At 35.9% G+C, this 21,951-nt stretch carries 17 protein-coding genes; 16 read left to right on the top strand and 1 reads right to left on the bottom strand.

The window, feature by feature from the left end; genetic code table 11:
* Positions 1-128: 128 nt before the first annotated feature.
* Positions 129-632: a nuclear transport factor 2 family protein gene (locus tag ACS8MM_RS12770; RefSeq protein WP_379717524.1), complete on the bottom strand. Its 504-nt coding sequence runs from the start codon at positions 630-632 to the stop codon at positions 129-131.
* A 299-nt stretch (positions 633-931) separates the two neighbouring features.
* Here ACS8MM_RS12770 and ACS8MM_RS12765 point away from each other — a divergent pair, with 299 nt between their 5' ends.
* The 16 genes from ACS8MM_RS12765 (at position 932) to ACS8MM_RS12690 (ending at position 21,946) form a co-directional block, all read left to right on the top strand.
* The gene (locus tag ACS8MM_RS12765; RefSeq protein WP_379717522.1) at positions 932-1,591 is read left to right on the top strand and encodes a Pvc16 family protein; all 660 of its coding nucleotides are present in this window, start codon (positions 932-934) and stop codon (positions 1,589-1,591) included.
* 38 nt (positions 1,592-1,629) lie between these two features.
* Positions 1,630-3,546, top strand: coding sequence for a phage tail sheath C-terminal domain-containing protein (locus tag ACS8MM_RS12760; protein WP_379717520.1), 1,917 nt, complete (start codon positions 1,630-1,632; stop codon positions 3,544-3,546).
* A 38-nt stretch (positions 3,547-3,584) separates the two neighbouring features.
* Positions 3,585-4,016, top strand: coding sequence for a phage tail protein (locus ACS8MM_RS12755; protein WP_379717518.1), 432 nt, complete (start codon positions 3,585-3,587; stop codon positions 4,014-4,016).
* A gap of 5 nt (positions 4,017-4,021) precedes the next feature.
* Positions 4,022-4,480, top strand: coding sequence for a phage tail protein (locus ACS8MM_RS12750; RefSeq protein WP_379717516.1), 459 nt, complete (start codon positions 4,022-4,024; stop codon positions 4,478-4,480).
* A 12-nt stretch (positions 4,481-4,492) separates the two neighbouring features.
* On the top strand, positions 4,493-4,666 hold the full coding sequence (locus ACS8MM_RS12745) for a DUF5908 family protein (protein ID WP_379717514.1): 174 nt from the start codon (positions 4,493-4,495) through the stop codon (positions 4,664-4,666).
* On the top strand, positions 4,663-5,433 hold the full coding sequence (locus ACS8MM_RS12740; protein ID WP_379717512.1) for a CIS tube protein: 771 nt from the start codon (positions 4,663-4,665) through the stop codon (positions 5,431-5,433). The genes ACS8MM_RS12745 and ACS8MM_RS12740 overlap by 4 nt, the downstream gene beginning before the upstream one ends.
* A gap of 5 nt (positions 5,434-5,438) precedes the next feature.
* Positions 5,439-7,121 carry a phage baseplate assembly protein V gene (locus ACS8MM_RS12735; protein WP_379717510.1) on the top strand — a complete coding sequence of 561 codons (1,683 nt, stop codon included), beginning with the start codon at positions 5,439-5,441 and terminating at the stop codon, positions 7,119-7,121.
* Positions 7,122-7,412 (top strand): PAAR domain-containing protein, encoded by a 291-nt coding sequence (locus tag ACS8MM_RS12730; protein ID WP_379717508.1) that lies wholly within the window; start codon positions 7,122-7,124, stop codon positions 7,410-7,412. It abuts the gene before it with no gap.
* A 13-nt stretch (positions 7,413-7,425) separates the two neighbouring features.
* Entirely contained in the window at positions 7,426-7,842 is a 417-nt protein-coding gene (locus ACS8MM_RS12725; RefSeq protein WP_379717506.1) for a GPW/gp25 family protein, read from the top strand.
* Positions 7,843-7,917: 75 nt separating this feature from the next.
* Positions 7,918-11,241, top strand: a complete 3,324-nt coding sequence (locus ACS8MM_RS12720; protein WP_379717504.1) for a baseplate J/gp47 family protein — start codon at positions 7,918-7,920, stop codon at positions 11,239-11,241.
* 6 nt (positions 11,242-11,247) lie between these two features.
* The gene (locus ACS8MM_RS12715) at positions 11,248-14,277 is read left to right on the top strand and encodes a hypothetical protein (RefSeq protein ID WP_379717502.1); all 3,030 of its coding nucleotides are present in this window, start codon (positions 11,248-11,250) and stop codon (positions 14,275-14,277) included.
* A gap of 9 nt (positions 14,278-14,286) precedes the next feature.
* Positions 14,287-17,265 carry a hypothetical protein gene (locus ACS8MM_RS12710; RefSeq protein WP_379717500.1) on the top strand — a complete coding sequence of 993 codons (2,979 nt, stop codon included), beginning with the start codon at positions 14,287-14,289 and terminating at the stop codon, positions 17,263-17,265.
* 19 nt (positions 17,266-17,284) lie between these two features.
* The gene (locus ACS8MM_RS12705) at positions 17,285-17,896 is read left to right on the top strand and encodes a hypothetical protein (RefSeq protein ID WP_379717498.1); all 612 of its coding nucleotides are present in this window, start codon (positions 17,285-17,287) and stop codon (positions 17,894-17,896) included.
* A gap of 2 nt (positions 17,897-17,898) precedes the next feature.
* Positions 17,899-19,407 carry a contractile injection system tape measure protein gene (locus ACS8MM_RS12700; protein ID WP_379717496.1) on the top strand — a complete coding sequence of 503 codons (1,509 nt, stop codon included), beginning with the start codon at positions 17,899-17,901 and terminating at the stop codon, positions 19,405-19,407.
* 8 nt (positions 19,408-19,415) lie between these two features.
* The gene (locus ACS8MM_RS12695) at positions 19,416-20,591 is read left to right on the top strand and encodes an eCIS core domain-containing protein (protein WP_379717494.1); all 1,176 of its coding nucleotides are present in this window, start codon (positions 19,416-19,418) and stop codon (positions 20,589-20,591) included.
* A 5-nt stretch (positions 20,592-20,596) separates the two neighbouring features.
* On the top strand, positions 20,597-21,946 hold the full coding sequence (locus ACS8MM_RS12690) for an eCIS core domain-containing protein (protein ID WP_379717492.1): 1,350 nt from the start codon (positions 20,597-20,599) through the stop codon (positions 21,944-21,946).
* Positions 21,947-21,951 lie beyond the last annotated feature (5 nt).

Genomic DNA, 21,951 nt, shown 5'->3' with positions numbered 1-21,951 from the left:
TCCCTTTTTTTATTTCCCTAAAATGTATTTTGTTCCAAAAAAAGCAACGAGAAAAGTTAGGATAAAAAGGATAAGCTGAAATAGTAACTTATTCTTGGATTGGGGTTGATTGTTGTCTTCCATCGGTATTAGTTCGGTTTATAATTTGCTTTCAATTTTTCAATCAACGGATCTTCTAAAGCGGCTTTGACTTTAATCACCTCGTTGGTTGTATCATTAGGAACGGTCATCGATAAAACATAATGCTTTATCTTCCATTCTTTTCCTACTTTCATTAGTACACCGCTGCCACGGCATATTTTCATCTGTGTATTTAATAATTCGTCAAACCAAGCCATTTTTCCTGATTTGTCAAAATAGATATTTCTTTCAATAGCCGTGAAATTCCAGGCTTTTCCTCTATCAAAATAGGGTTTGGCGAAATCCATAAACTGTTTTTTGTTCCAGTTTTCGGTGGCATCTGTTCCAATGAAAATAGATTCTTCAGCTAGGTAATTAAAGTAAGTGTCAAATTTACCTTCCGCCGCAGCTTTATGCCAATTGTCTAATAGTAAACTGATGTTAGTTTTCTCTTTAGTTTGTGCCTGAACCAATGTAGAAAGGAATACGAAAGCAAAGAATATTTTTCTCATAAAAATTGAAATTGATGGGACTAAAGTACTTAAAAAAATTAAGAAGATTTAGGCTTTTAGATAGATGTTTCAGCTAATCAATTGTTACTTACCCATTTATTCAAAAACGAATAGAAAAACACGCCAAAAAAATCAGGAAAAACACCCTTCAAAAAGTGCGGTTTTCCCGTAATACAGATTGAATTTGTTTTAGTTACTTTGTAATACAATACATACAGCATTTTTATATAATGCTGATAATGAGTATTGTGGAAAGCCCCCTTTTCTTACCCTAAACATCTCATTTAAAATAAAAAGAGATGAATTTAAAAGTCGTTATAGAACAACTCAGCAAGCTTGTTGATCCCGGTCAAACAGTAGTTGAAATCACCAATATTGCCACTTTAAATGACGGGGATGATTTTCTGTTATCAAAATCGGTCATCGTTTTGTCAATCGTAAATATCGAAGAAGACAAAACGCTCAAAAATCAATCGGTCTACTTAAGAGATACAAACGATCAAACGAATATTAGCCGATACAAACAACCTACCCAGCATTTAATTATTTCGGTGCTGTTTGCTTCATATAATAAAGACATGGCAAAGTACCTCGATGGTATTGATAAGCTAAAAAATGTAATCAGTTATTTCCAACAAAACAATTCATTCTACTATAAGATAGATGATACCGAGATGATTGATTATGATACTTATTTAACCAAAACCGAATTGCAAAAAGAACAATACCAAAAAATTACTATGGAATCGGTGAGTTTAACCACAGAGCAGCTCAACCAAATGTGGTCGTGTCTAGGATCGAAGTATATGCCTTCCATGCTATACAAAATGCGCTTGTGCATGATCCAACAGTCACCAACTATTCAGGAAAAAGTCATCAAGAAAGTGAAGGTCGATTTGTGGGAAAATAATCAGAACGATCCCGTAGGCCTATTAGAATCAGGCGAATTTGATAAGTAACCAATAAAATAACAATACAAACAATAAATTAAACAGTCATGAATGTAAGTTCTCTAAAAACACCGGGGGTCTATATCAATGAGATTGATGCTTTTCCTCCTTCCGTTGCACAGGTTGCAACAGCAGTACCCGCTTTTATAGGTTATACCGAGAAAGGACCTTTGGTTCCTACTCGTATCACTTCCTTTATGGAATTTGAGCAAATTTTCGGAGGTGCGCCTAGCCCTGACAATGTAACGATAAACATAGGTACAGAAACGTATGACGTTGCAGAAAGTAAATTTAAATTATACAACAGTCTCCTTTTGTTTTATCTGAATGGTGGAGGGGTTTGTTACATTGTATCGTTGGGTAAGTTCACAGATAACCCAACTTTTTCAGCAGCTACTGAGTTTGTTGATGGGTTGGATCTTTTGAGAAATTTTGATGAGCCTACTTTATTGTTGGCCCCAGATGCAGTCAATTTATCCGCTGATAATCTTGCAGCACTACAACAACAAATGTTGATGCAATGCAGCGATCTTATGGACAGATTTTCAATTTTTGATGTAAAACCGGTAACTGCTGTTAATAAAACAAATTTGATAGCAAGTAGTGAAAGTTTTAGAGACAAAATTGGTAATATGAACCTAAAGTATGGAGCAGCCTATTATCCGTTTTTAAATATCAACTCGACTTATAAATTCAGATTCAGCACAATTGACGCTCAAGTTAATTTTGCAAGTATTTATGCATCTGATGCTGTTGTTCTACCATTAATCACAAAGTTCAAAACACAATACGATTTAGTCTATAAACCAACGGCAACAAAAGGGATTGTGTTTCTTTGGAATGAAGCAGCTTTTCAAGTAAACAAAGATAAGGTTGTAATTGCAAACGATTTTTCTAATACCAATGCTTATTTCGCAAAGCTTGTCAACTTATTGGCAAAATTGGGTAAGACTTCAACGGTAACTGATGCAGATTTAAAAACGTATGTTGAAAATGTAATTGCTACTTCACTACGCCCTTATCTTCAAAGTCTAATTGATTTTAAAGCGATTTATAATACGTTAAAAGATCCGGGAACGAACGCTGTTTTTGTTGCTGGAAAACAAATTGCAGCAACTATTGTTGTAGCTGATTTTGAAGCTATATGGGGTCCTTTAACAGTTTCGGGTACTAATCCATACACCGGCGTTTTGGAAACATCGACTCCTTTAATTGCCGATCTAAACAAAATACAATCGGCATTAGATAAGTTAAGAACATCTATTCTGAATGGTATGAACAATGCCATGACTTCGATTGAAAATTATATTCAACAACAAGAAAGTACTCTGGTAGCCAATATGCCATTATTTGCAGATATCGTTGCCAAGCTTTCAGTTTCTATGAATACTGTTCCTCCATCTGGTGCCATCGCCGGGATCTATGCTAAAACAGATGCAACCAGAGGGGTATGGAAATCGCCTGCAAATGTTAGTATCAATAGTATTATAGGGTTGACCGATGATATTAATGATGCTAGTCAGGAAGATATGAATATTCATGAAACTGGAAAATCTATCAATGCTATCCGAAAATTTACTGGGAAAGGTTTCCTAGTTTGGGGCGGAAGAACCTTGGCGGGTAACAGTAACGATTGGCGTTACGTGAACGTTAGAAGATTAGCCAATATGATTGAAGAATCGGTTAAAAAAGCATGTATGCAATTTGTATTCGAACCGAATGTTGCTCAAACATGGGTAAGTGTGAAAGGGATGATAGATAATTATCTGACCACTTTATGGAACGATGGTGCTTTGGCTGGACGTAAACCCGAACATGCCTTTTTTGTGTCGGTAGGATTGAATGAAACGATGTCGGCTCAGGACATTTTGGAAGGTAGAATGATTGTGAAAATCGGTTATGCTCCTTCAAGACCAGCTGAGTTCATCATATTGGAGTTCAAACAAATGCAACAAAGATCATAGTCAGTTATTAATTTTTAAAAGATAGAGATATGCCAAATATGGATTTTCCACTACCAAAGTTTCATTTTAGCGTGACTTGGGGTGGCAGTAAAATAGCCTTTACAGAAGTTTCAGGCTTGAATAAAGAAATGGATGTTATTGAACACCGTGTAGGGTCAAGCCCTGAATTCTTTAAGAAGAAAATGCCAGGTATGCAAAAATTAAGCAACATTACTCTGAAAAGAGGAGTGTTCGTGGGTGATAACGAATTTTTTGAATGGTACAATACTGTTGCACTTAACACTGTTGAAAAAAGAACAATCATCATTTCATTGTTGGACGAAAACCAAAAACCAAGAGTAGTTTGGACAGTCAACGACTGTTTCATTGTTTCCTTGAAATGTACCGATTTGAAATCGGATGCCAATGAGGCAGCCATTGATACTGTAGAAATTGCGAATCATGGTTTCACTGTTGAATATAAATCATAAGCACTATGTCTAGCAGTGATCCTATAGTTGGTTTTCATTTTTCGGTGATTTTTGAATTGGTTCCACAATTTTCGATTGATACCAAGTTCCAAAGTGTTACCGGATTGAAAGTAACTATGGAAACAGAATCCTATACCGAAGGGGGGCAAAACCGTTTCAAACACAGTTTTCCCCTTCGTTCGGGATACCAAGATTTAGTCTTGAAAAGAGGATTGACTTCTGACATGTCAGGATTGTCGATGTGGTGTACTCAAGCATTGGAGGATTTTGTTTTTTATCCCGCCAACCTCGTAGTTTCATTACTTAACGAAAATGGAAATCCAATTAAAGTATGGTATGTTTCGCACGCCATTCCTTTAAGTTACGAGTTTAGCGATTTTAATGCAGAGGAAAACAAAATTGTGATTGAAACCATTACACTACGGTACAACTTTTTTAAGGAAATACCTGTTCCAAATTTCTAAAAAAAATGACAAATGGCAATAGAAATTAAAGAGTTGCGAATCAAAGTAACTGTTACTGAACCAGGAGAAAATTCATTCATTACAGACAAAATAAGTCCAACGAAACTTCAGGAAATGAAAGCTGAAATTGTGAATGAATGTACTCGGAAGGTTTTGGAAAAAATTAAAGAAAGAACAGAAAGATGATAAGTGGATTATTAGGCATAATAGATAAAATGCGCATTGAGGTCTTTCCAACCAAGGATTATATAGAACCTCCAAAGAAAACCATTTTTGTGCAACTCAATCCGGAAAAATATTCCATGAGACACAATGTGGAGTTTTGCGAAGGGCAAGCCATGGGAACTTCAGGAAGCGATCTACGATTTAACCGCATCGAAGGGGAAGAAGTCAATTTTGAGTTTTTTTTCGATAGCTCGGGTATCGTTCCTCCTGGAAAGATTAAAGACGGAAAAGGAGAGGAAGGTTTACTAGATGCACTCGGAGATATTGCAAATGCACTTAAACCGGCTATTGTTAATCCCTTTGCTGAGGTAGAAACCGTTGAAAAAGAAGTCGAGGAGTTTAAAAATTTATTAATGGGCTACGACGGTGAAACGCATCAGACTGCTTTTTTAAAATTGCTTTGGGGTGGCTATAGTCTTACATGCCGTTTGAAAAGTATGGAGATTGAATATACGCTATTCCGTAAAGATGGACGACCAATTCGCGCTAAAGTCAAGTGTGTTTTCAAAGGAACTATCGACTATAAACTTATGGTTGCCAAAGAAAATAAAAACTCACCGGATTTAACACATCAAAGAGTGATAAAAATGAATGATAAACTTACACTGTTGTCTGAAGATATCTATCAAAACAATAATTACTATATCGATGTGGCTCAGAACAATAAATTGTTGAGTTTCAGACAGCTTCAATTAGGGCAAAAATTAAAATTCCCACCAATTAAATAATAATCATGCCAAACGTACAACCTTTTTATCCTTCTGAGACATTGCTCAAACTGGAGTTCCTTATTAATGGAGAGAATAAGGGTTTGGATAATTTATTAACCGAAGGGAAAGTACATTTCGAATTGAATAAAATTCCCTTTGCAAAATTTACCTTCACTTGCTCTGAAGAAGATTTTAAAGAAGGAGGTGATTCGCCTTTACAATCTTTGAACAGACCTCAAGGATCGGCACCCATAGAAATTGAAGTTAAGGTGGCAGCAGGAAATGAAATGAAAACGCTATTTAAAGGAGTCATCAAATCATTAGATCTTGAGCATGAAAATTGTAATGTGGTAGCCAAAATAGAATGCAAAGACATTGCTTTACGGCTGTCACAATCATCTACGGAAGCCGAAAACAACAATCAAACTTTCGGGGAAAGACTCACGGCTTTTACTAATGGTTTGCAATTGAGCGACAATCTCTCAGGACAAAGCTGGAGTGAAGAGCATATCACACAAAATAATAACGCAGTTCCGTGGGATTATTTGATTGGTTTTCTCGATTCTATAGGAATGCTAGTGTCCTTACGTAATGCAGAATTCACCGGAATTGACATTGTAAATCCAGAAACCTCTGCTACTTATATGGCTGAAAACGGAATCAATGTTTTTGGGTTTACCGGAAGAGTAGATCCTGAGAGAAGACGTTCCATGGTAACTATTCAACATTGGGATATTGAAAATCAAACGGTAAATACAGTGACATCAGAACAAGATGCAACGGAGAATCCACATACAGTACGAATCGATCAAACCAATCTGCAACCGGAAACCTTGCAAAGGATAGCGGATACAATTATTGCCAAAAGTAAAATTGCTTCAATAACCGGGACGGTAACCACATTTGGAAATCTAGAAGCTAAAGCTGGAGACTATATCGGATTTAGTAAAGTGAATCCAGAAATTGACAAGGAAACATTGCTTATCAGTACTGAGGAACATCTTATCACCAATGGCTGTTGGAAAACGGTTTATACCTACGGTTTAGAGAGTGAACGATCATTTACCGAGAATACAACTACAGGAATCAATAACGCTCATGCACAGGTGGGGCAATCCAATACTATCAACGGATTATTGATTGGTATTGTGACTCAAATTGTGGAGGATCCCAATAATCAGTTCAGGATTAAAGTCCGAATTCCACTTTTGTCAGAAAATGGAGAAGGGGTTTGGGCTAGGTTGGCAACCCTGAATGCAGCAAATGAAATGGGAAGTTATTTTATTCCCAATATCGATGATGAAGTAATTGTAGGTTGTTTAGGAAATAATCCAGATACACCAGTAATTCTTGGTAGTCTTTACAGCAGTACTCGTGCAATGCCTTTTCCCATCACCGAAGAAAATTATCTCAGTGGTTTTGTAACCAAAGAAGGTACAAAAATTATCATGGATGACGAAAAAAAGAGCATTGAAATTAGTACTAAAAAAGGAAACATATTAACCATCAGTGATGACCTTAAAGGGTTTGTACTGGAGGATGAAAATAAAAATAAAATCACTATGAACGATCAGGGAATTACAATAGAAAGTTGTAAGGATTTGAATTTGAAAGCCAAAAGTAATATCAAAATCGAAGGAGCTCAAATATCAGCAAATGCTAGTGGTACAATGGAATTAAAAGGATCAATTATTAATATCAACTAAATGGGAGCAGCAGCAAGAGCAACAGATATGCACACTTGTCCAATGGTAAATGGCACTGTGCCTCATGTAGGCGGACCTTTATTACCCGGTGGCAATACTACAGTTATAATCGGAGGAGTAACAGCATCAGTTGTTGGGGATAGTTGTGTGTGTACCGGACCAACAGATTCTTTGGTCGCAGGTTCTTCAAGTGTTATGATTGGTGGTAAACCTGCCGTTCGAATGGGAGATTCAACAGCTCACGGAGGTGTAGTGGTGGCGGGTTGTCCAACAGTTATCATTGGCGGATAAATAAAATAGTAACATGAAAAACAAATCATTTTTAGGAACAGGTTGGGGGTTTCCTCCAACATTTAGTAACCAATCGGGTACAGTACAAACGGTTTCGGATGAAGAAGATATTTACCAGAGCCTACACATTTTGCTCTGCACACAGTTGAAAGAAAGGGTAATGCGATCGGATTTTGGTTGCGATTTAAGTGCTATGTTGTATGAAAGTATAACCGTCACACTTTTGACGAAAATTAAAGGAATAGTGAAAAATGCAATTCTTCAGTATGAGCCAAGAATAGATTTGCTTGAAGTAGAATTTTATATGGAAGATGTAAATAACGGACTCATCAAGATTGAGGTTGTATATAAAATTAGAGCAACAAATTCTAGAAAGAATTTTGTATTCCCTTACTATCTGGAAGAAGGAACATTTGTGAAACCGCTTTAGCAATAAACTAGGTAAAATCAAGCGACAAAAGATGATTTTTAAAATAAGATTTTACAGAAGAAACAATAATCGAAAATGAAAAACTGTAACACCATATTATCTATACACGAAGGAATGGGAACAACTCAATTGGATCGAGTGCGCCCCGAACTTCAAACAGATTTTTTTCTGATCGATGAGAGAAAGGAAGAAGACTTTATTTTGTTTATACAACGTCTTTCGAAGTATGTGTCTTTTTATAACGAATTTGATATTGCAGAAAGTGATTGGAGTGCTTTTTTTAGCAAAGAATCCACAGCGATACTTATCTATATTGCCGGTTGGAATATTGAAGTGCAGCAACGCCTTTTTGAAGTAAAAAAGAATGAAATTCTTCTCAATACTGATTTTTTAATTCAACAAACATTACTGCAAAAATACTTCACTCAAATCAAAACCGATTTCGAAGATTTGCTGGATCGCGCAGCCATACTAGACAACGAAATTCCCGAAAAGGAAAATTTGATGGCTTCTTCGTATGCAATCAGTAATCAATTTGATACAGTATCCAATTTGATCACAAATGCTGACGATATTCCGGCTTTACTCCAAAATTACGTGTTCATCAAGAGTGTACAACAATTATTCGGATTATTATTGTCCTGGAAAAATTTTTCCAACAATGCCATCGAATTTCAGTTGAACGGATACACGAAACATACACCACATTATGCATTGTTCCTTGCTTTCGTTAAATTATTAAAGGTTGCTTCAAACCATTTTAATGAACTCACAAAAAAACATCTGGATTTTTATTATAAAGATGTCCTTAAAACAGAAAACCAACGAGCAACACCAGATTATGTTCATATTGTATTGGAACCCTTTGATACCAAACCTTTTTTAGTGCCTAAAGACACCATTTTCTTGGCAGGAAAAAACAGTATGGGGCAAAAGAAGTTTTTTGCTTCTACAGCAGATCAAACGGTTAATGGCATTAAGCTGAAATCATTTTGCAGCTACCATCGAAATGGAGATTTATTTTATAAAGTAGCTAATTTATTGCCATTAAACGGACAAGGAAAAAGCTTTGATTGTTTTAACTCAGAAAAAGAAGTATTTAAAGAAGGTATCCTAATTGCGAGTCCGCTTCTATTTCTGCAAAGTGGGGAAAGAAGTATTTTTTTACGTTTTAATGATAAAAATTTCAATGCTACTGATTTTGATTTTTACCTAACAGGTGAGAAGAAAGTAATTGAAGTTCTAGAGAAGCAAAATGTTAAGGAAACAAATAATGCGGCCAATACACTCATAAAATTAACAATTCCAGCAAAAGAGAAAGCAATTGTGCCTTACAATGCAGAATTGCACCCGGAAATTTTGGTAAAAACAGACTTTCCGGTTTTGAAAGTTATACCGAAAAATAAAAATGTGATCAGCACGGTAAAAAATATCTTCATCAAAGTGGAGGTAAACCAATTCAAATCATTTGTGCTTGAATCTGATTTTGGAGGGATTGATTTTGAGAAACCGTTTTATCCTTTTAGCGAATTTCCAAAAAATGGGAGTGGTTTTATGTTGTCTTCCAATGAATTTTTCATGAAGAATAAAGCCGTGGCTAATCTGGGTATACCAACTGATTTCAGTGGTTATGAATACATTGTTGTCAACGATGGGGTGGATAAAATTCAAGCTGTAGAGGATATCCAAAAAGCGAAAAGCGCTAAAAAACAAAATGACGATTTTCTAGGATTTGACATCGATGCTGAGATGATGGAAATTCAGGATGAATTCGATGAGATTACTAAGAATGTGACCAAAATCAAATGGCTGACAGGAAACGATTGGATGCTCAATAAAGTGAATGTATTTCAATTGGATAACGGTCAATGGAAAAGCTATTCGGAAGGTTTACGGTCAATTACCAATGAATATCCAATCGAAGAATTTCACTTTGATGAAATCATAACAGAAGAAATTACATCAAGTGGTAAAATCAGAATTGAACTCGATGGTGTTGATTACGAAGGAGAGAAATACATTCAAAATTATATTGCAGCAAGCGCAGATGAAGGTCATGATGCAACTTTTCCCTACAAGCCAAGAATAAAAGAATTCACTTTCAATTATTCGGTTTCTGAGACAATTAATCTAGCAACCAAAGCCAATGGAGCGAATAATACGGTAGAATTGTTTCAAGTGTTACCTTTTGGGTATGCCAAAAAAACAAAAGGAGCTATTACTTTTTCGACAATTTCTTCTCAGGAAGGCTATATTTATTTGGGATTTGATAAAGTACAACCCAATGACGGACTTACTTTCTTATTACAACTGGAAGAAGGTACCGCCAATCCACAACTTCAGCCGGCTACTATCACATGGCATTATTTGTCTAACAATGGTTGGACCGATTTTGAATCCAATGCAATTGGTGATGAAACACGTTCGCTTACACAATCTGGGTTGGTGGCAGTAAGCATTCCTGAATTTAACAGTTCCAACAATACAGAATTGGCATCTAATATATTTTGGATGCGTATTACAGTTTCTAATGTTCAGGCAACGTGTAAATGGCTGGGCGTTCATGTTCAGGCGTTAAAGGCAGTTTTAACAGATTATGAGCATATCGGCATAGAATTTCTAGAAACGACACCTAAAGAAACCATTAGTAAGTCCTATAAATCTATTGGTGGAGTAAAAAAAATTCTACAACCCTACGTTTCTTTTGGAGGAAGGGTTAAAGAAGAGGATTCGTCTTTGTATACTCGTATAAGTGAACGATTACGACATAAAAAAAGAGCCATTACTACTTGGGATTACGAGCGTATTGTGTTGCAGCAATTTCCGGAAGTAGCCAGAATAAAAACGTTGAATCATTACCGATACGATACTAAAATATCCAATGTGGCAGCGGGGTATGTAACATTGATTCCCATTGCCAAAACATCACCAACAGAAAATATTAACTGGAAACCTTTATTGAGTCTTTCAAAGATGATGGCCATTAAAGAATACTTAAAGCAAATCAGTTCTCCACATGCTCGAATCAATGTAAAACCTCCGAAATCAGAAATGGTTAAGGTTAATTTTAAAGTAAAATTCAGAGAGCAAGAAGGGATGGATACCCGATTGTATCTGCAGCAATTAATGGAAACCATTAATCAGTATCTGAGTCCATGGGCGTATGATACTGTGGATGTCAATTTCGCCGGGAGTATTGAATTTTCTGCTATTATTCAACTTTTAGATAATCAGCCTTTTGTTGATTATATAACCGATTTTAAAGTTACTCAATACATTTTGGATGAAAACTATCAGATTGTAGGAAGCCCGATTCAGAACTTGAATAAAATTACACCACAAACCGATTTTACACTTTTCATTCCAACAGAAACGCATCAAATAAAGGAAATAAAATAACAGGTCATGGAAACAGAATTTTTTATACCAAAAGACAGACAGCTGCTCCCATCACAGGATTTTCAATACCTGTATAAGGCCGGTTTACAATATATCGAACAATTGGGGCAGCAATTTTGGACCGATTACAATGCACATGACCCAGGAATAACCATTATGGACGTTTTGTGTTATGCCATTACTGAATTGGGGTATCGCGCAGATTTCGACATTAAAGACATTTTGACCCACAAAGACGGAGTCATTCGAAATAATACTTTTTTCTCACCAGCAACCATTTTTACCAATGCTCCATTAACGGTTATGGATTATCGTAAAATGCTAATCGATATAGAGGGAGTTTCTAATGCCTGGCTATTGGCGACAAAGAAAATAAAAGATGGTCAGGGCTATAACTTGCCAAATGATGCTGAAGCGAGCTTGTATCTCAACAAACTGGAAGACAAATTAAGTTTGAAGAGTAAAGACAAAAAAAATAATCCACTTCCGAAACTGGCTCTAAGAGGACTTGGAAAGGTGAAAATCGAATTGGACGAAGATCCTATATTGGGCGATTTGAATACGTTACTGCTGGAACATGCGTTCTGGAAAAATAACCGATGGGTGAATTTTAAAATCATTCCTCAATTCACAACTTGGAATCATCCCGATGCCCAATTGTTTAAAAAAATGAACACACCTTCTAAAATTACTATAGATAGTGTGAAGAAAGTACAGGATATTGTTATGTTGATTGTGAACCGATATACTAAACCATCGGATTCATTACACTTTAGAATTTTCCCTGAAGATGCTTCCGAAGCCGATCTTATAGTACAGTATTTTAGTACTGAAGCACACGTGTGCGAAGTGATTTCTCTTTTTGATCAGAAAAAAACAAAAATCCAAAAAATAGTTTCAACGATTGCGCTCAAATTACAGCAAAACAGAAATCTTACTGAAGATTATTTGTGTACGGAGATTATCGAAAAAGTTCAAATTGGGGTTTGTGCCGATATCGAACTGGAACCAGGATCCGATGCCGTTGAGGTAATGAGTAAAATACAAATAGCGATTGATAATGTAATCAGTCCGAAAATCAACTTTTATACGCTTACTCAACTGGTAAATGAGGGTTGGCATTCGGAAGATATTTTTCTTGGTCCTAGATTGGAACATGGTTTCCTAAAAGATGAAGAAATTGAAAAAGCACAATTAGCACAAGAAATTTATGCTTCAGACATTATTGCTATTCTGATGGATGTGGATGGGGTTCATTCAGTTAAAAACTTAATGATGACGGCCTACACTAACTTAGGAAAGCCTATCCCAGGAGCTATTAATCAGAGCTGGGTTTTGGAACTTTCGGGAGAAGTAAAACCAGTTTTTAGTATCACACAATCTAAACTGTTACTTTTTCAAAAAAACATTCCTTTTTTGCTAACCGAAAACCAGCAAATGTTGGTAGAGCAAAAAGTAATGTTCTACAAAGCACAATTTCAACAAAAGAAGTTACGAAATACTCAAAATGATTTCACCATAGAAAACGGTGAGCATTTTGAACTCCAAAAATATTACAGTATTCAGGATGATTTCCCAGCGGTATATGGATTGGGTAAAAATGAAGTTTCAGAGAAAGAAATGCCCCTTCGTAAGGCTCAGGCGAAGCAATTGAAAGGGTATTTGTATTTCTACGAACAACTTTTGGCCGATTTTTTTAATCAGTTGTACAATGCCAAATGGCTTTTAGATACCACTACTTTGGAACAGACTTATTTCCCAACCTTTCTTGATAAGAATCATTGGACAGATGAAGAGTTTTATTCGAAATCGCTTTTCAAACCAACACTAAAAGATGCATTGTTAAAAGGGGAATTGCTAGACAATGAAGTGTCATTATATGAGACCAAAAGTGACTTTTACGACCGTCGTAACAGATCATTGGATCACTTGATAGCGCGTTTTGGAGAAAGTTTTAGCGATTATGTTTTTATGATGTATCAGGTTACACAGGATACATCAGGTATGGGGTCACTTTCTTTTGATAACGCTGATTTGATTCTCGATAAACAAAATTTTATTAATGAATATCCAATCATCAGTAGCAATCGTGGTTTAGGTATGGATTATTTGAATGCTTCTTTGAACACAATAACGGGAGTATTGGATTTTGCTCCGTTCTGGAATACTGAACATCGAAGCGGATATGAAAAAAGAGTCGCCAGACTATTGGGTATTGGAGAGATTCCATTGCGCGATATTGTGACCGAAGAAGGCCCTCAGACACAATGGACCGTAGAAACACCAACAGGAGATTATCTTTTTAAAATTGTTTCCCCTGCAGTGGATTTGGTAGCAAAATGGGAATGGGCACAACTACATTTCTTAGATCAAAATTTGTATAAAATAGACAGTTATGGGGGTAAATATTATTTGTATTTGATGAATGATACCCTTAAAACTGCTCGCTTTGAAAAGAAATTTGATACGGCGGAATTAGCGTATGATTTTCTGGAAAAAATGATGAAAGTACTCAATTTATATTATGAAAATTTCTACTGCTTAGAACATATTTTATTGCGTCCTTTCAATAATTCTACATTTACTGACAATGACCTGTTAACAGTTTGTCTGAATGACGACTGTGACGATGAAGCCAAAAATGATCCTTACTCTTTTAAAGCTACACTTGTTTTGCCAGGGTATTTATCACGCTTCAAGAGCTTGATTTTTAGAAAATACGCCGAAAAAACTTTCCGTCAAGAAGCACCGGCTCATGCCTTATTGAAAATCTGCTGGGTTAATGCCAGTGATATGTTAGGATTTCAGAAAACCTATAAAAAATGGCTCGAGGAATATCGTCATTACCGATTGAAATTCTGTGAAAATACACTAACTAAAAACGACCAAGTACAATACAATAAAACATTAAACGAATTGGTAGTGGCTTTGAAGGAGCTTAATACCATTTATCCAGAAGGTAATTTATACGATTGCCAAATCAGTGAAACCAAAAACCCAATCATTCTAGGAAATACATCATTAGGAACTTTATAAAAATACATCATGGAAGCATATAACACATTTACATATCCCGTTTTTGAAGCCGATCAGGTTTTAAGTCAGAAGGAACTTAACATGGCAGTAAGCCATCTTGAGGAACAAGACCGTATTACCCGGAAAAATTTAACAGGAATTGGAATCATCTGCGGATTGGATTTGGTTTTTCCAAATGCGAACAGCGTGAAAATAACTTGTGGTACAGCTGTAACCTCATTGGGGTATCAAATAAATTGGAAAGAACAATTATTAACACACTATCAGGATTATGAGTTGTCGGAACAGTTTTTACAGCCCGATTATACAAGAGAACCTTATTTGGTAAATATTTTTAAGTATTCTGCCAAATATACTCCAATAAAAAACTGTTTTGAATTGCTTCCTTCAAATTCCGCTGTTGTCAATAAAAAAAGTATTCCTAATGACTTTTTTGATGATAAAGTAATCATGCTTCTTTTGGAGGTTACGCTAATTGATCAGAAAAATTGTGTGACCACCAATTGTGATGACAAAGGGAAAAGAATGGAATTCAATGTCCGACCATTAGTAATCCCAATTTCGGAATTGACAGAAGCTTTGGCTCCGGATTATCCATTACCTACTTGGTATAAGAAATTGAGTTTCCCTAGATACAATGTGCCTTTTAAAAACACAGTGACCGCAATTCAGGTTTTGGATGGTTTTACAAAAGTTTATAGTGATGCCTATCTTACCGAAATTTCAAATGCTATCAAAACAATTTATGACGCACATCAAAATAATTTGCCAGCAAGTACAACTGTTTTGGGGAATTGTAAATCTACTTTAGTCAATTCAGTCAATACCTATAAATCGAGCGTATCTGTTCAGTATTTATGGGATTGGATTTCTGATATAGTTGCTGGGTATAACGAAATCATTGCCTTTAAAAAAATAAACCCGGCTTTGTGTTGTGTTGATGAAAATTTATTTCCTTTTCATGTCATTCTGGGTGGTGATACTCCTGAAAGTATGGCGTATAGAACACCTTTTTTTGCTACGCTGAATGAAAAACAAAAAGAAGGGCTACAACTGAAAAAGTTAATCGGACTTTTTGAAAAATTAGCTTTGATTATTACTTCTTTCGATATTGAAAAAGGAGCCAAAATTAAAGTGACACCTTCTTCTTACGGAAATGTGTCGCTAGCAGACAAAGCCATACCGTTTTATTATGACCAAATTTTGGAGTTGAACAAGAAATGGAACCCTGAGTTGACGGTGAAAAATCAAAATGACTCAATATTATCTTACTATTCTGATTTACCCAATTATACCAATAAAACAGAGGTCACCAAACCATTGTTGTTTGATATCGAACCGTATAATTTTTTCCGTGTCGAAGGTCATGTCGGAATGAATTATAAAAAAGCATTGAAGGATCTGAATTTAATCCGTGACAGCTACAATCTACCTTTTAAAATTACAGCGTTAAATGCAGTTGATTTTTTGAATAAGGAAGTTGATATCATGAAGTTTGACGGTCGTTGGGACGATTTGGAAACGGATTATGATCTGGCTCGCAAAAGGGTGTATAACATCACAGAATTCGTGATCAAATGGATGGATCAAAGAAGAAATGTGCTGGAACAGAAGAATATCATGACCAAACAAAACATTGATAACTTCAAAAACATTCTGACACAACTTAAGAACTTATTGACTAATGATTTGAAGCAATTTCTTCCAAACTACAAATCATTTTACGAAATTTTCAAGCAACTGAATTTGGTCTTTTTGTTTCATCGTTGGTGTATCCAATTGTTCAATCCGGAATTATCCACTTTGGCAGAAGATCTTATCGATAGAATGGACGATATCAACGAATTATTTTTGGAAGATCCGTTCACAGTAATTTACGAAGAAGCCAATTTGAGATGGCAAAAATTATACAAAGATTTGTTCTTTACTACTTTCCTTAAAAAACACCCGGGACTAGAACATAAAGCAGGAGTAACAAAAGGAGGAACGTTTGTAGTGGTTTATGTGGATACTACAATCTTCAAAGCTGCTGCGCCACCCTTGATTTATACCAATTTATTGAATGCCGTTACAGCGTATAAAGACAATATTGCAATTGATCAGTCAGTTAAAGATGATTTGGCCAACAGTGTGAAGTTCACTGATTACAAGTCTCAATTGAAGAAAAAACCGGTACAAACTTCAAGTACAAAATGTCAAGAGGAAGCGGATAATATCAAAAATGATATTCTAGAATTGGCTCAATACAACATGGAAGCACACTATACTGCTGAAATGAGTGGGTATATTTTAGAAAACATCAAAGGCGTTTTGGAATATGAAGTGGGTTCAGCTAACCAAAATATTCCTTTTCAGCAAACCGTAATCGCCGATTTCTTTTTACCGTATACCTGTTGCAGTGATGGAAATACTATAGAAGTAAAAATTGAAGTGGAACAACCCTTAAGTATCTCTCTTGATCCGAAGGTATTTTGCCAAAAAGATCCTGGTGAATATGAGATTATCATCAAAGGACCGTCAACCGGAATATTTACAGGCACTGGAAAAGAGGCTGTAGTGAAAAGCGGTGACAAATATTACCTACAGCCAGGAAACGATTCGGTGGAACAACCTAAAATTTATACGCTCCAATATGAAGCAGAAGGAGAATTGAGTAATACAATTGAATTTGAAATCAAAGCGCCTTCCGGATTAAAATGGAAAGCGGAAAGAGATGCAAATGATCCTAAAAAATTCATTTTCACCAATACTATACCTGGAGATACACATGAATATGAAATTGATTTCGGTGATGGTACACCCGATGTAATTAGTAAAGTAAGTCCAATCTCTCACGTTTTTGATTTTGACGAAACCCAAAAACAATTTGTCGTTACCATCAAGCAATTGGGAGAAGTATGTGCAAATACACAAAGCTTGACAGTTAAAATTATAGGCGACTTTAAAGCGGGCGATTTTAATTCAAATGATTTTTATACTGAACAATAATTAAATAAACTAAAGAACTATGGCAACTTATCAGCAAATAATTGACAAAATCAATGGTATTACCGATAATGGTAATAATACGGCAGCGGAAGTAAGAAGTGTACTTACTGATATTTTGAATTATAACGATACTGAAGCATTTGAAGTGGCAACTGCCGATATGGTGGAAACTCAGGAAAGTTTTTATCATTACTCCTTTAGAGGAATAAAAAAGCAATGTTGTAATTTGTATTTTATTTTTTCTCCTAAAGCAGAAACAGCAACAACAGGCGCAGGAAGTCCAGGTCTTATTCTTGAAATTTCTCAAGCTGATTTTGATTTGTTATCGCCTTTTATTCCTGTCATGGATTATACAGGAGGAAAACTTAACAACTATCAAGGATATTTGGCTTATATCGTGCCCGAATCTCAGAGAGGTACACCTAAAAACATGAATATAGTATTGATAAAATACCAAGGAAAATTGTACTTGTGGATAATGACTACTTTGGGAGGTGGAGAGTCAATTATGACAGCAGTAGCAGTTAATTACAAACCTTTCAAATTTACAAATCTTACTGATGTTAAAAATGAAGCTGCAGCATTCACCAAAGGTTTTGAGGCAAGTTTTAAAGCTGGAAATATTAAATAATTATGTATTTACTCCGGCAAAACACATTTGATATTCATTGTTCTTCTCAAGCGTTTGGGGCAGAACTGCAATTGCAATTGAGTTCGCTGCTGGAGAAATCATTTTACCCGAAGTTAGAACAATTATTCATGAAGTATGATGTTTCTGACTTGTATTGGACTATCGATAAGTTGGAAATCGAATTGCCTGATATTTCAAAAAAATATTGGAAAGAAGAGTTAATAAATAAATCGTTAGCGCAAATCGAAGAGTTTTTACTTCGTAATAGCCCTAAAACAGAACTCCGCATAGCTGCACTGTTGGGAAACGATGTTAGTGTAATCGCTTCAGAAAAGAAGGCGGCAACATTAGTATTGGAATTTCTCCAAAAAGGCTATTTTCCGAGAAATGTGATAGGCAATAGCTTACTCAAAATTATTGAGGTTGTTACTATTGATCAGGATTTCGTAAATCGACTTTTAGCACTTTTTAGAAACGATTTTAACGCTTTAACACGTTGGGTTTTTTCGGTTCCAGAAGAGTATAAAAATAAAGTGCTGAACCTTTTGCCGAATTCCGATAATGGGCAATTTTTAATGAATATTTTCATGAACCTGTCCTCTTACTCTTCTTTTGATTCAAAAGTTCTGAGGTTGATAAAAGATAGGATTTTCTCCGATGAAAAAAAAATAGGTCAATGGCTAGAACTAGTTCAGTGGTCCAAAAATTTAATCGATAAAGGAATGCACTCAGCGCAATCATTCGCGTTTCTTAATCAAACAATTGAGAAGTATTGGGGTGTTTCACAAATTGAAATGCAAGAATTTTTCACAGTGATAGTTCATGAAAATAATTTTAAAACTTTTGCAGAAAGTAGAAGGTCAGAACTTGAATTCTTTATTGCTTGGCAGCAGCAAATGGAGGCAGGAAATTCAATTTCGCAACAATACCAAAATGGAAATCAGTCAAATGAACAACATAATGTTGAAGCGGAGTTTACGCAACGATCCAAATTGGTTGAAGAAGAATCTGTTTTTTATATTAATAATGCCGGATTGGTAATTCTTCATCCTTTTTTGCCCATGCTTTTTGAGCAACTAGGATTTACTATGAACCAAGAATGGACAAGTGAACTTGCAAGACAAAAGGCGATTTTAGTATCACATTATTTGGTTTTCAATAACCAGGAAATGGAAGAAAGTCAAATGATATTGAACAAAATTATTTGTGGGTGGTCTATTGAAGAAGTCATTACTACTCAAGTCATTTTGGAAGAAAATGAAAAAGAGAAATGTCAAAGTTTGTTGGATGCGGTTTTGGAACATTGGAAAATTATGAGAAATTCCTCGAAAGAGGCATTACAGGAAACATTTCTGCAAAGAGAAGGAAAACTGGAAATTCAAGCCAATGGCTTTGAAATGTGGATTGAAGAAAAAGGATATGATATTCTTTTAGAACAATTGCCATGGGGTATCGGAATGATTAAAACGCCATGGATGGAATCGTATTTGATTTGTAATTGGAACCAATAAAGAACAATATGGAGAATGTTTCAATGTTTAGAGAACGAAATGATGGTGCTAAAAACACTTCTTTTTTTAAACCGGTCATACAAAAGAAATTGAGTGTTGGTTCTTCTAACGATAGTTATGAAGTAGAAGCAGGTCACATGGCCGATCGTGTGATGAGCATGCCCAAACCATCACTGACAGATTTTTCACATTCAGGTGCACTAATTCAACGAAAGTGTTCTGCATGTGAGCAAGAGGAAAAAATTCAAAAAAAACCATTGGCTGAAACGATTCAAAAAGTAGGTAATAGTGATTCACAAACTTCGACGGCTCCTTCTCAAGTAGAAACTGGAATTAATAGTAGTAAAGGAGGTGGGAATTCTATGGATCATAGTACTAAAGATTTTATGGAAAGCCGCTTTGGTATAGATTTTTCTCAAGTACGAATACATACAGGAGGTGAAGCCATACAAATGAGCCGTGATTTGAACGCACAGGCATTTACTGTGGGCAATGACATTTATTTTAATCAAGGAAAATACAACCCCGCAACAGAATCTGGAAAACATTTATTAGCCCATGAGTTGACACATACAGTACAGCAATCAAAAACGTTGCATCGTAAAATACAAAGGTCTTGCCACGATGGGCAATGTGATACTTGTGCAGGAGGTGTAAAAGATTTATGGATTAGTGTTTTCTTCAGAAGAGCAGCTACTTCAAGAGCAATTTCAGAATTGCGAAGACAAATTAATGAAGCAAAAACCATTTTAAGAAATTGCTGTATTAATTTAAAATTTGATTTTAATTGGAACCGGGTAAGTGGTGCTGCAAGTATGGATGCCTATACCCCGGCAACAGCTACAGATAGATGGAGATTTACGGCCGAGGAAACGGCTTTAGGAACTGGAACAACATTTAGCGGAGCCAGAGGTATACCAATGCTTGTCGTAGATGATGTTCCTTTGTCTGGAGGCGGAGTTACCGTAGATACAAGATTTGATCCCGGCTACACAGGAAGCAGTTATTTTATCATTGGATTATTTCAAAGTACCACTCCAAATAACACCACAAATCATATAGCACACGAGTTGTCCCATATTGCGGGCATCAATCATGGTCAAGCGGGAAATAGTTCACTCGATAACAGTTCAGGAAATGAAGTGAGTTCTAGATATTGTACAGGTCTTAGAGCATTAACATAAAAGATATGGAACAATTGCAAAAAAATAACGATGAAAAGGCAAAAAATGGAGCAGTCAAAACTGGAGTTCCTTTTTTTGCGAAGTCTTCTCTGATTCAAAAAAAACTGAGTGTTGGTTCTTCTAATGACAGTTACGAAACAGAAGCAGATCACATGGCCGATCGTGTGATGAGTATGTCGAATCCTGCAAAAACCAATGTTTTTCACTCCGAGGGGTTGATACAAAAAAAATGTGCTGCTTGTGAAGAAGAGGACAAAATTCAGAAAAAACCATTGGCCGAAACCATCCAGAGAGCAAGTTTAAACGCTGGAGAAACATCCGTTGCACCAAACCATATTGAGGACGGAATTAAGAGTAGTAAAGGCGGTGGAGAAAGTATGGATGACGCAACCCAAAATTTTATGGAAAACCGCTTTGGTAACGATTTTTCAAATGTTCGTATACATACTGGAAGTCAAGCTATCCAAATGAGTAGGGAATTGAATGCACAAGCTTTTACCGTTGGCAATGATATTTATTTTAATCAAGGAAAATATAACCCTGACACACATTCTGGGAAGCATTTGTTGGCCCATGAATTAACACATACGATACAGCAAGGAAATCAAAACATACAGCGAAAAGTTGAATTTAGAGATGTCGGAAGGGGTGAAGCGTCTGGTTTTGGACAACGTAATGATATCATTCAGCGGTTAAATGATGTATCAACAGGAGCAACGTATTCATTGGATGCCAGTAATGATCTACAATATGCGCTTAGACCCGGAGGGACTTTGAATAATTTCGACACACAATTAACCGGATTTATTGATAACGCAAGATCCATTCGTCTACGATTGTCCAATCATCATGGATTAATGGGTGATCGCGCTTCTGGTTTTAATACACCTATTGATGGAGACAGCTTTACTACAGGATATGTTGATGTAGATGATTTGATGGGAGGGACCAATTTAGGATTTCAAATGTTGTTTCTGCACATCATAAGAGAAAGAATGTCAGTAAATCGCTATACACAACGAATAGGTACGTGGACTCAAGCTCAGTTTGATAGTGAATTTCCAACTGCCCATTCTAACGGAATCGACTCTGAAACGCAAGTATTACGTGAGTTTTTTAATGATCCTAGTATTAGACTTGTTAATGATTCGCCAAGTGCAACTGTAAGAAGAGTTTTTAGGAATTGCCATAGACACTTAATCAGAAGACGTATAAGCAGTGTGAGAAATGTTGACTCCTCTTTTATCGATATCATTGATCCTCGACAAACTAGAGCCGCTTTTTATTTTACTGATCAACCTGGACATGCTGGGAATACGCTACAAGATTACTTAGCTCAATTTCCCAATTGTTAAAAATT

Source organism: Flavobacterium sp. MAHUQ-57 (assembly GCF_051908335.1).
Classification (GTDB): Bacteria; Bacteroidota; Bacteroidia; order Flavobacteriales; family Flavobacteriaceae; genus Flavobacterium.
The sequence above is the reverse complement of the archived record's forward strand: the minus strand, read 5'-3'. Positions and strand labels throughout refer to the sequence as shown.

What these genes read in the sequence shown, in the direction of transcription:
- ACS8MM_RS12770 (WP_379717524.1), bottom strand. Translation starts at nt 632, where the DNA reads ATGAGAAAAATATTCTTTGCTTTCGTATTCCTTTCTACATTGGTTCAG.
- ACS8MM_RS12765 (WP_379717522.1), top strand. Translation starts at nt 932, where the DNA reads ATGAATTTAAAAGTCGTTATAGAACAACTCAGCAAGCTTGTTGATCCC.
- ACS8MM_RS12760 (WP_379717520.1), top strand. Translation starts at nt 1,630, where the DNA reads ATGAATGTAAGTTCTCTAAAAACACCGGGGGTCTATATCAATGAGATT.
- ACS8MM_RS12755 (WP_379717518.1), top strand. Translation starts at nt 3,585, where the DNA reads ATGGATTTTCCACTACCAAAGTTTCATTTTAGCGTGACTTGGGGTGGC.
- ACS8MM_RS12750 (WP_379717516.1), top strand. Translation starts at nt 4,022, where the DNA reads ATGTCTAGCAGTGATCCTATAGTTGGTTTTCATTTTTCGGTGATTTTT.
- ACS8MM_RS12745 (WP_379717514.1), top strand. Translation starts at nt 4,493, where the DNA reads ATGGCAATAGAAATTAAAGAGTTGCGAATCAAAGTAACTGTTACTGAA.
- ACS8MM_RS12740 (WP_379717512.1), top strand. Translation starts at nt 4,663, where the DNA reads ATGATAAGTGGATTATTAGGCATAATAGATAAAATGCGCATTGAGGTC.
- ACS8MM_RS12735 (WP_379717510.1), top strand. Translation starts at nt 5,439, where the DNA reads ATGCCAAACGTACAACCTTTTTATCCTTCTGAGACATTGCTCAAACTG.
- ACS8MM_RS12730 (WP_379717508.1), top strand. Translation starts at nt 7,122, where the DNA reads ATGGGAGCAGCAGCAAGAGCAACAGATATGCACACTTGTCCAATGGTA.
- ACS8MM_RS12725 (WP_379717506.1), top strand. Translation starts at nt 7,426, where the DNA reads ATGAAAAACAAATCATTTTTAGGAACAGGTTGGGGGTTTCCTCCAACA.
- ACS8MM_RS12720 (WP_379717504.1), top strand. Translation starts at nt 7,918, where the DNA reads ATGAAAAACTGTAACACCATATTATCTATACACGAAGGAATGGGAACA.
- ACS8MM_RS12715 (WP_379717502.1), top strand. Translation starts at nt 11,248, where the DNA reads ATGGAAACAGAATTTTTTATACCAAAAGACAGACAGCTGCTCCCATCA.
- ACS8MM_RS12710 (WP_379717500.1), top strand. Translation starts at nt 14,287, where the DNA reads ATGGAAGCATATAACACATTTACATATCCCGTTTTTGAAGCCGATCAG.
- ACS8MM_RS12705 (WP_379717498.1), top strand. Translation starts at nt 17,285, where the DNA reads ATGGCAACTTATCAGCAAATAATTGACAAAATCAATGGTATTACCGAT.
- ACS8MM_RS12700 (WP_379717496.1), top strand. Translation starts at nt 17,899, where the DNA reads ATGTATTTACTCCGGCAAAACACATTTGATATTCATTGTTCTTCTCAA.
- ACS8MM_RS12695 (WP_379717494.1), top strand. Translation starts at nt 19,416, where the DNA reads ATGGAGAATGTTTCAATGTTTAGAGAACGAAATGATGGTGCTAAAAAC.
- ACS8MM_RS12690 (WP_379717492.1), top strand. Translation starts at nt 20,597, where the DNA reads ATGGAACAATTGCAAAAAAATAACGATGAAAAGGCAAAAAATGGAGCA.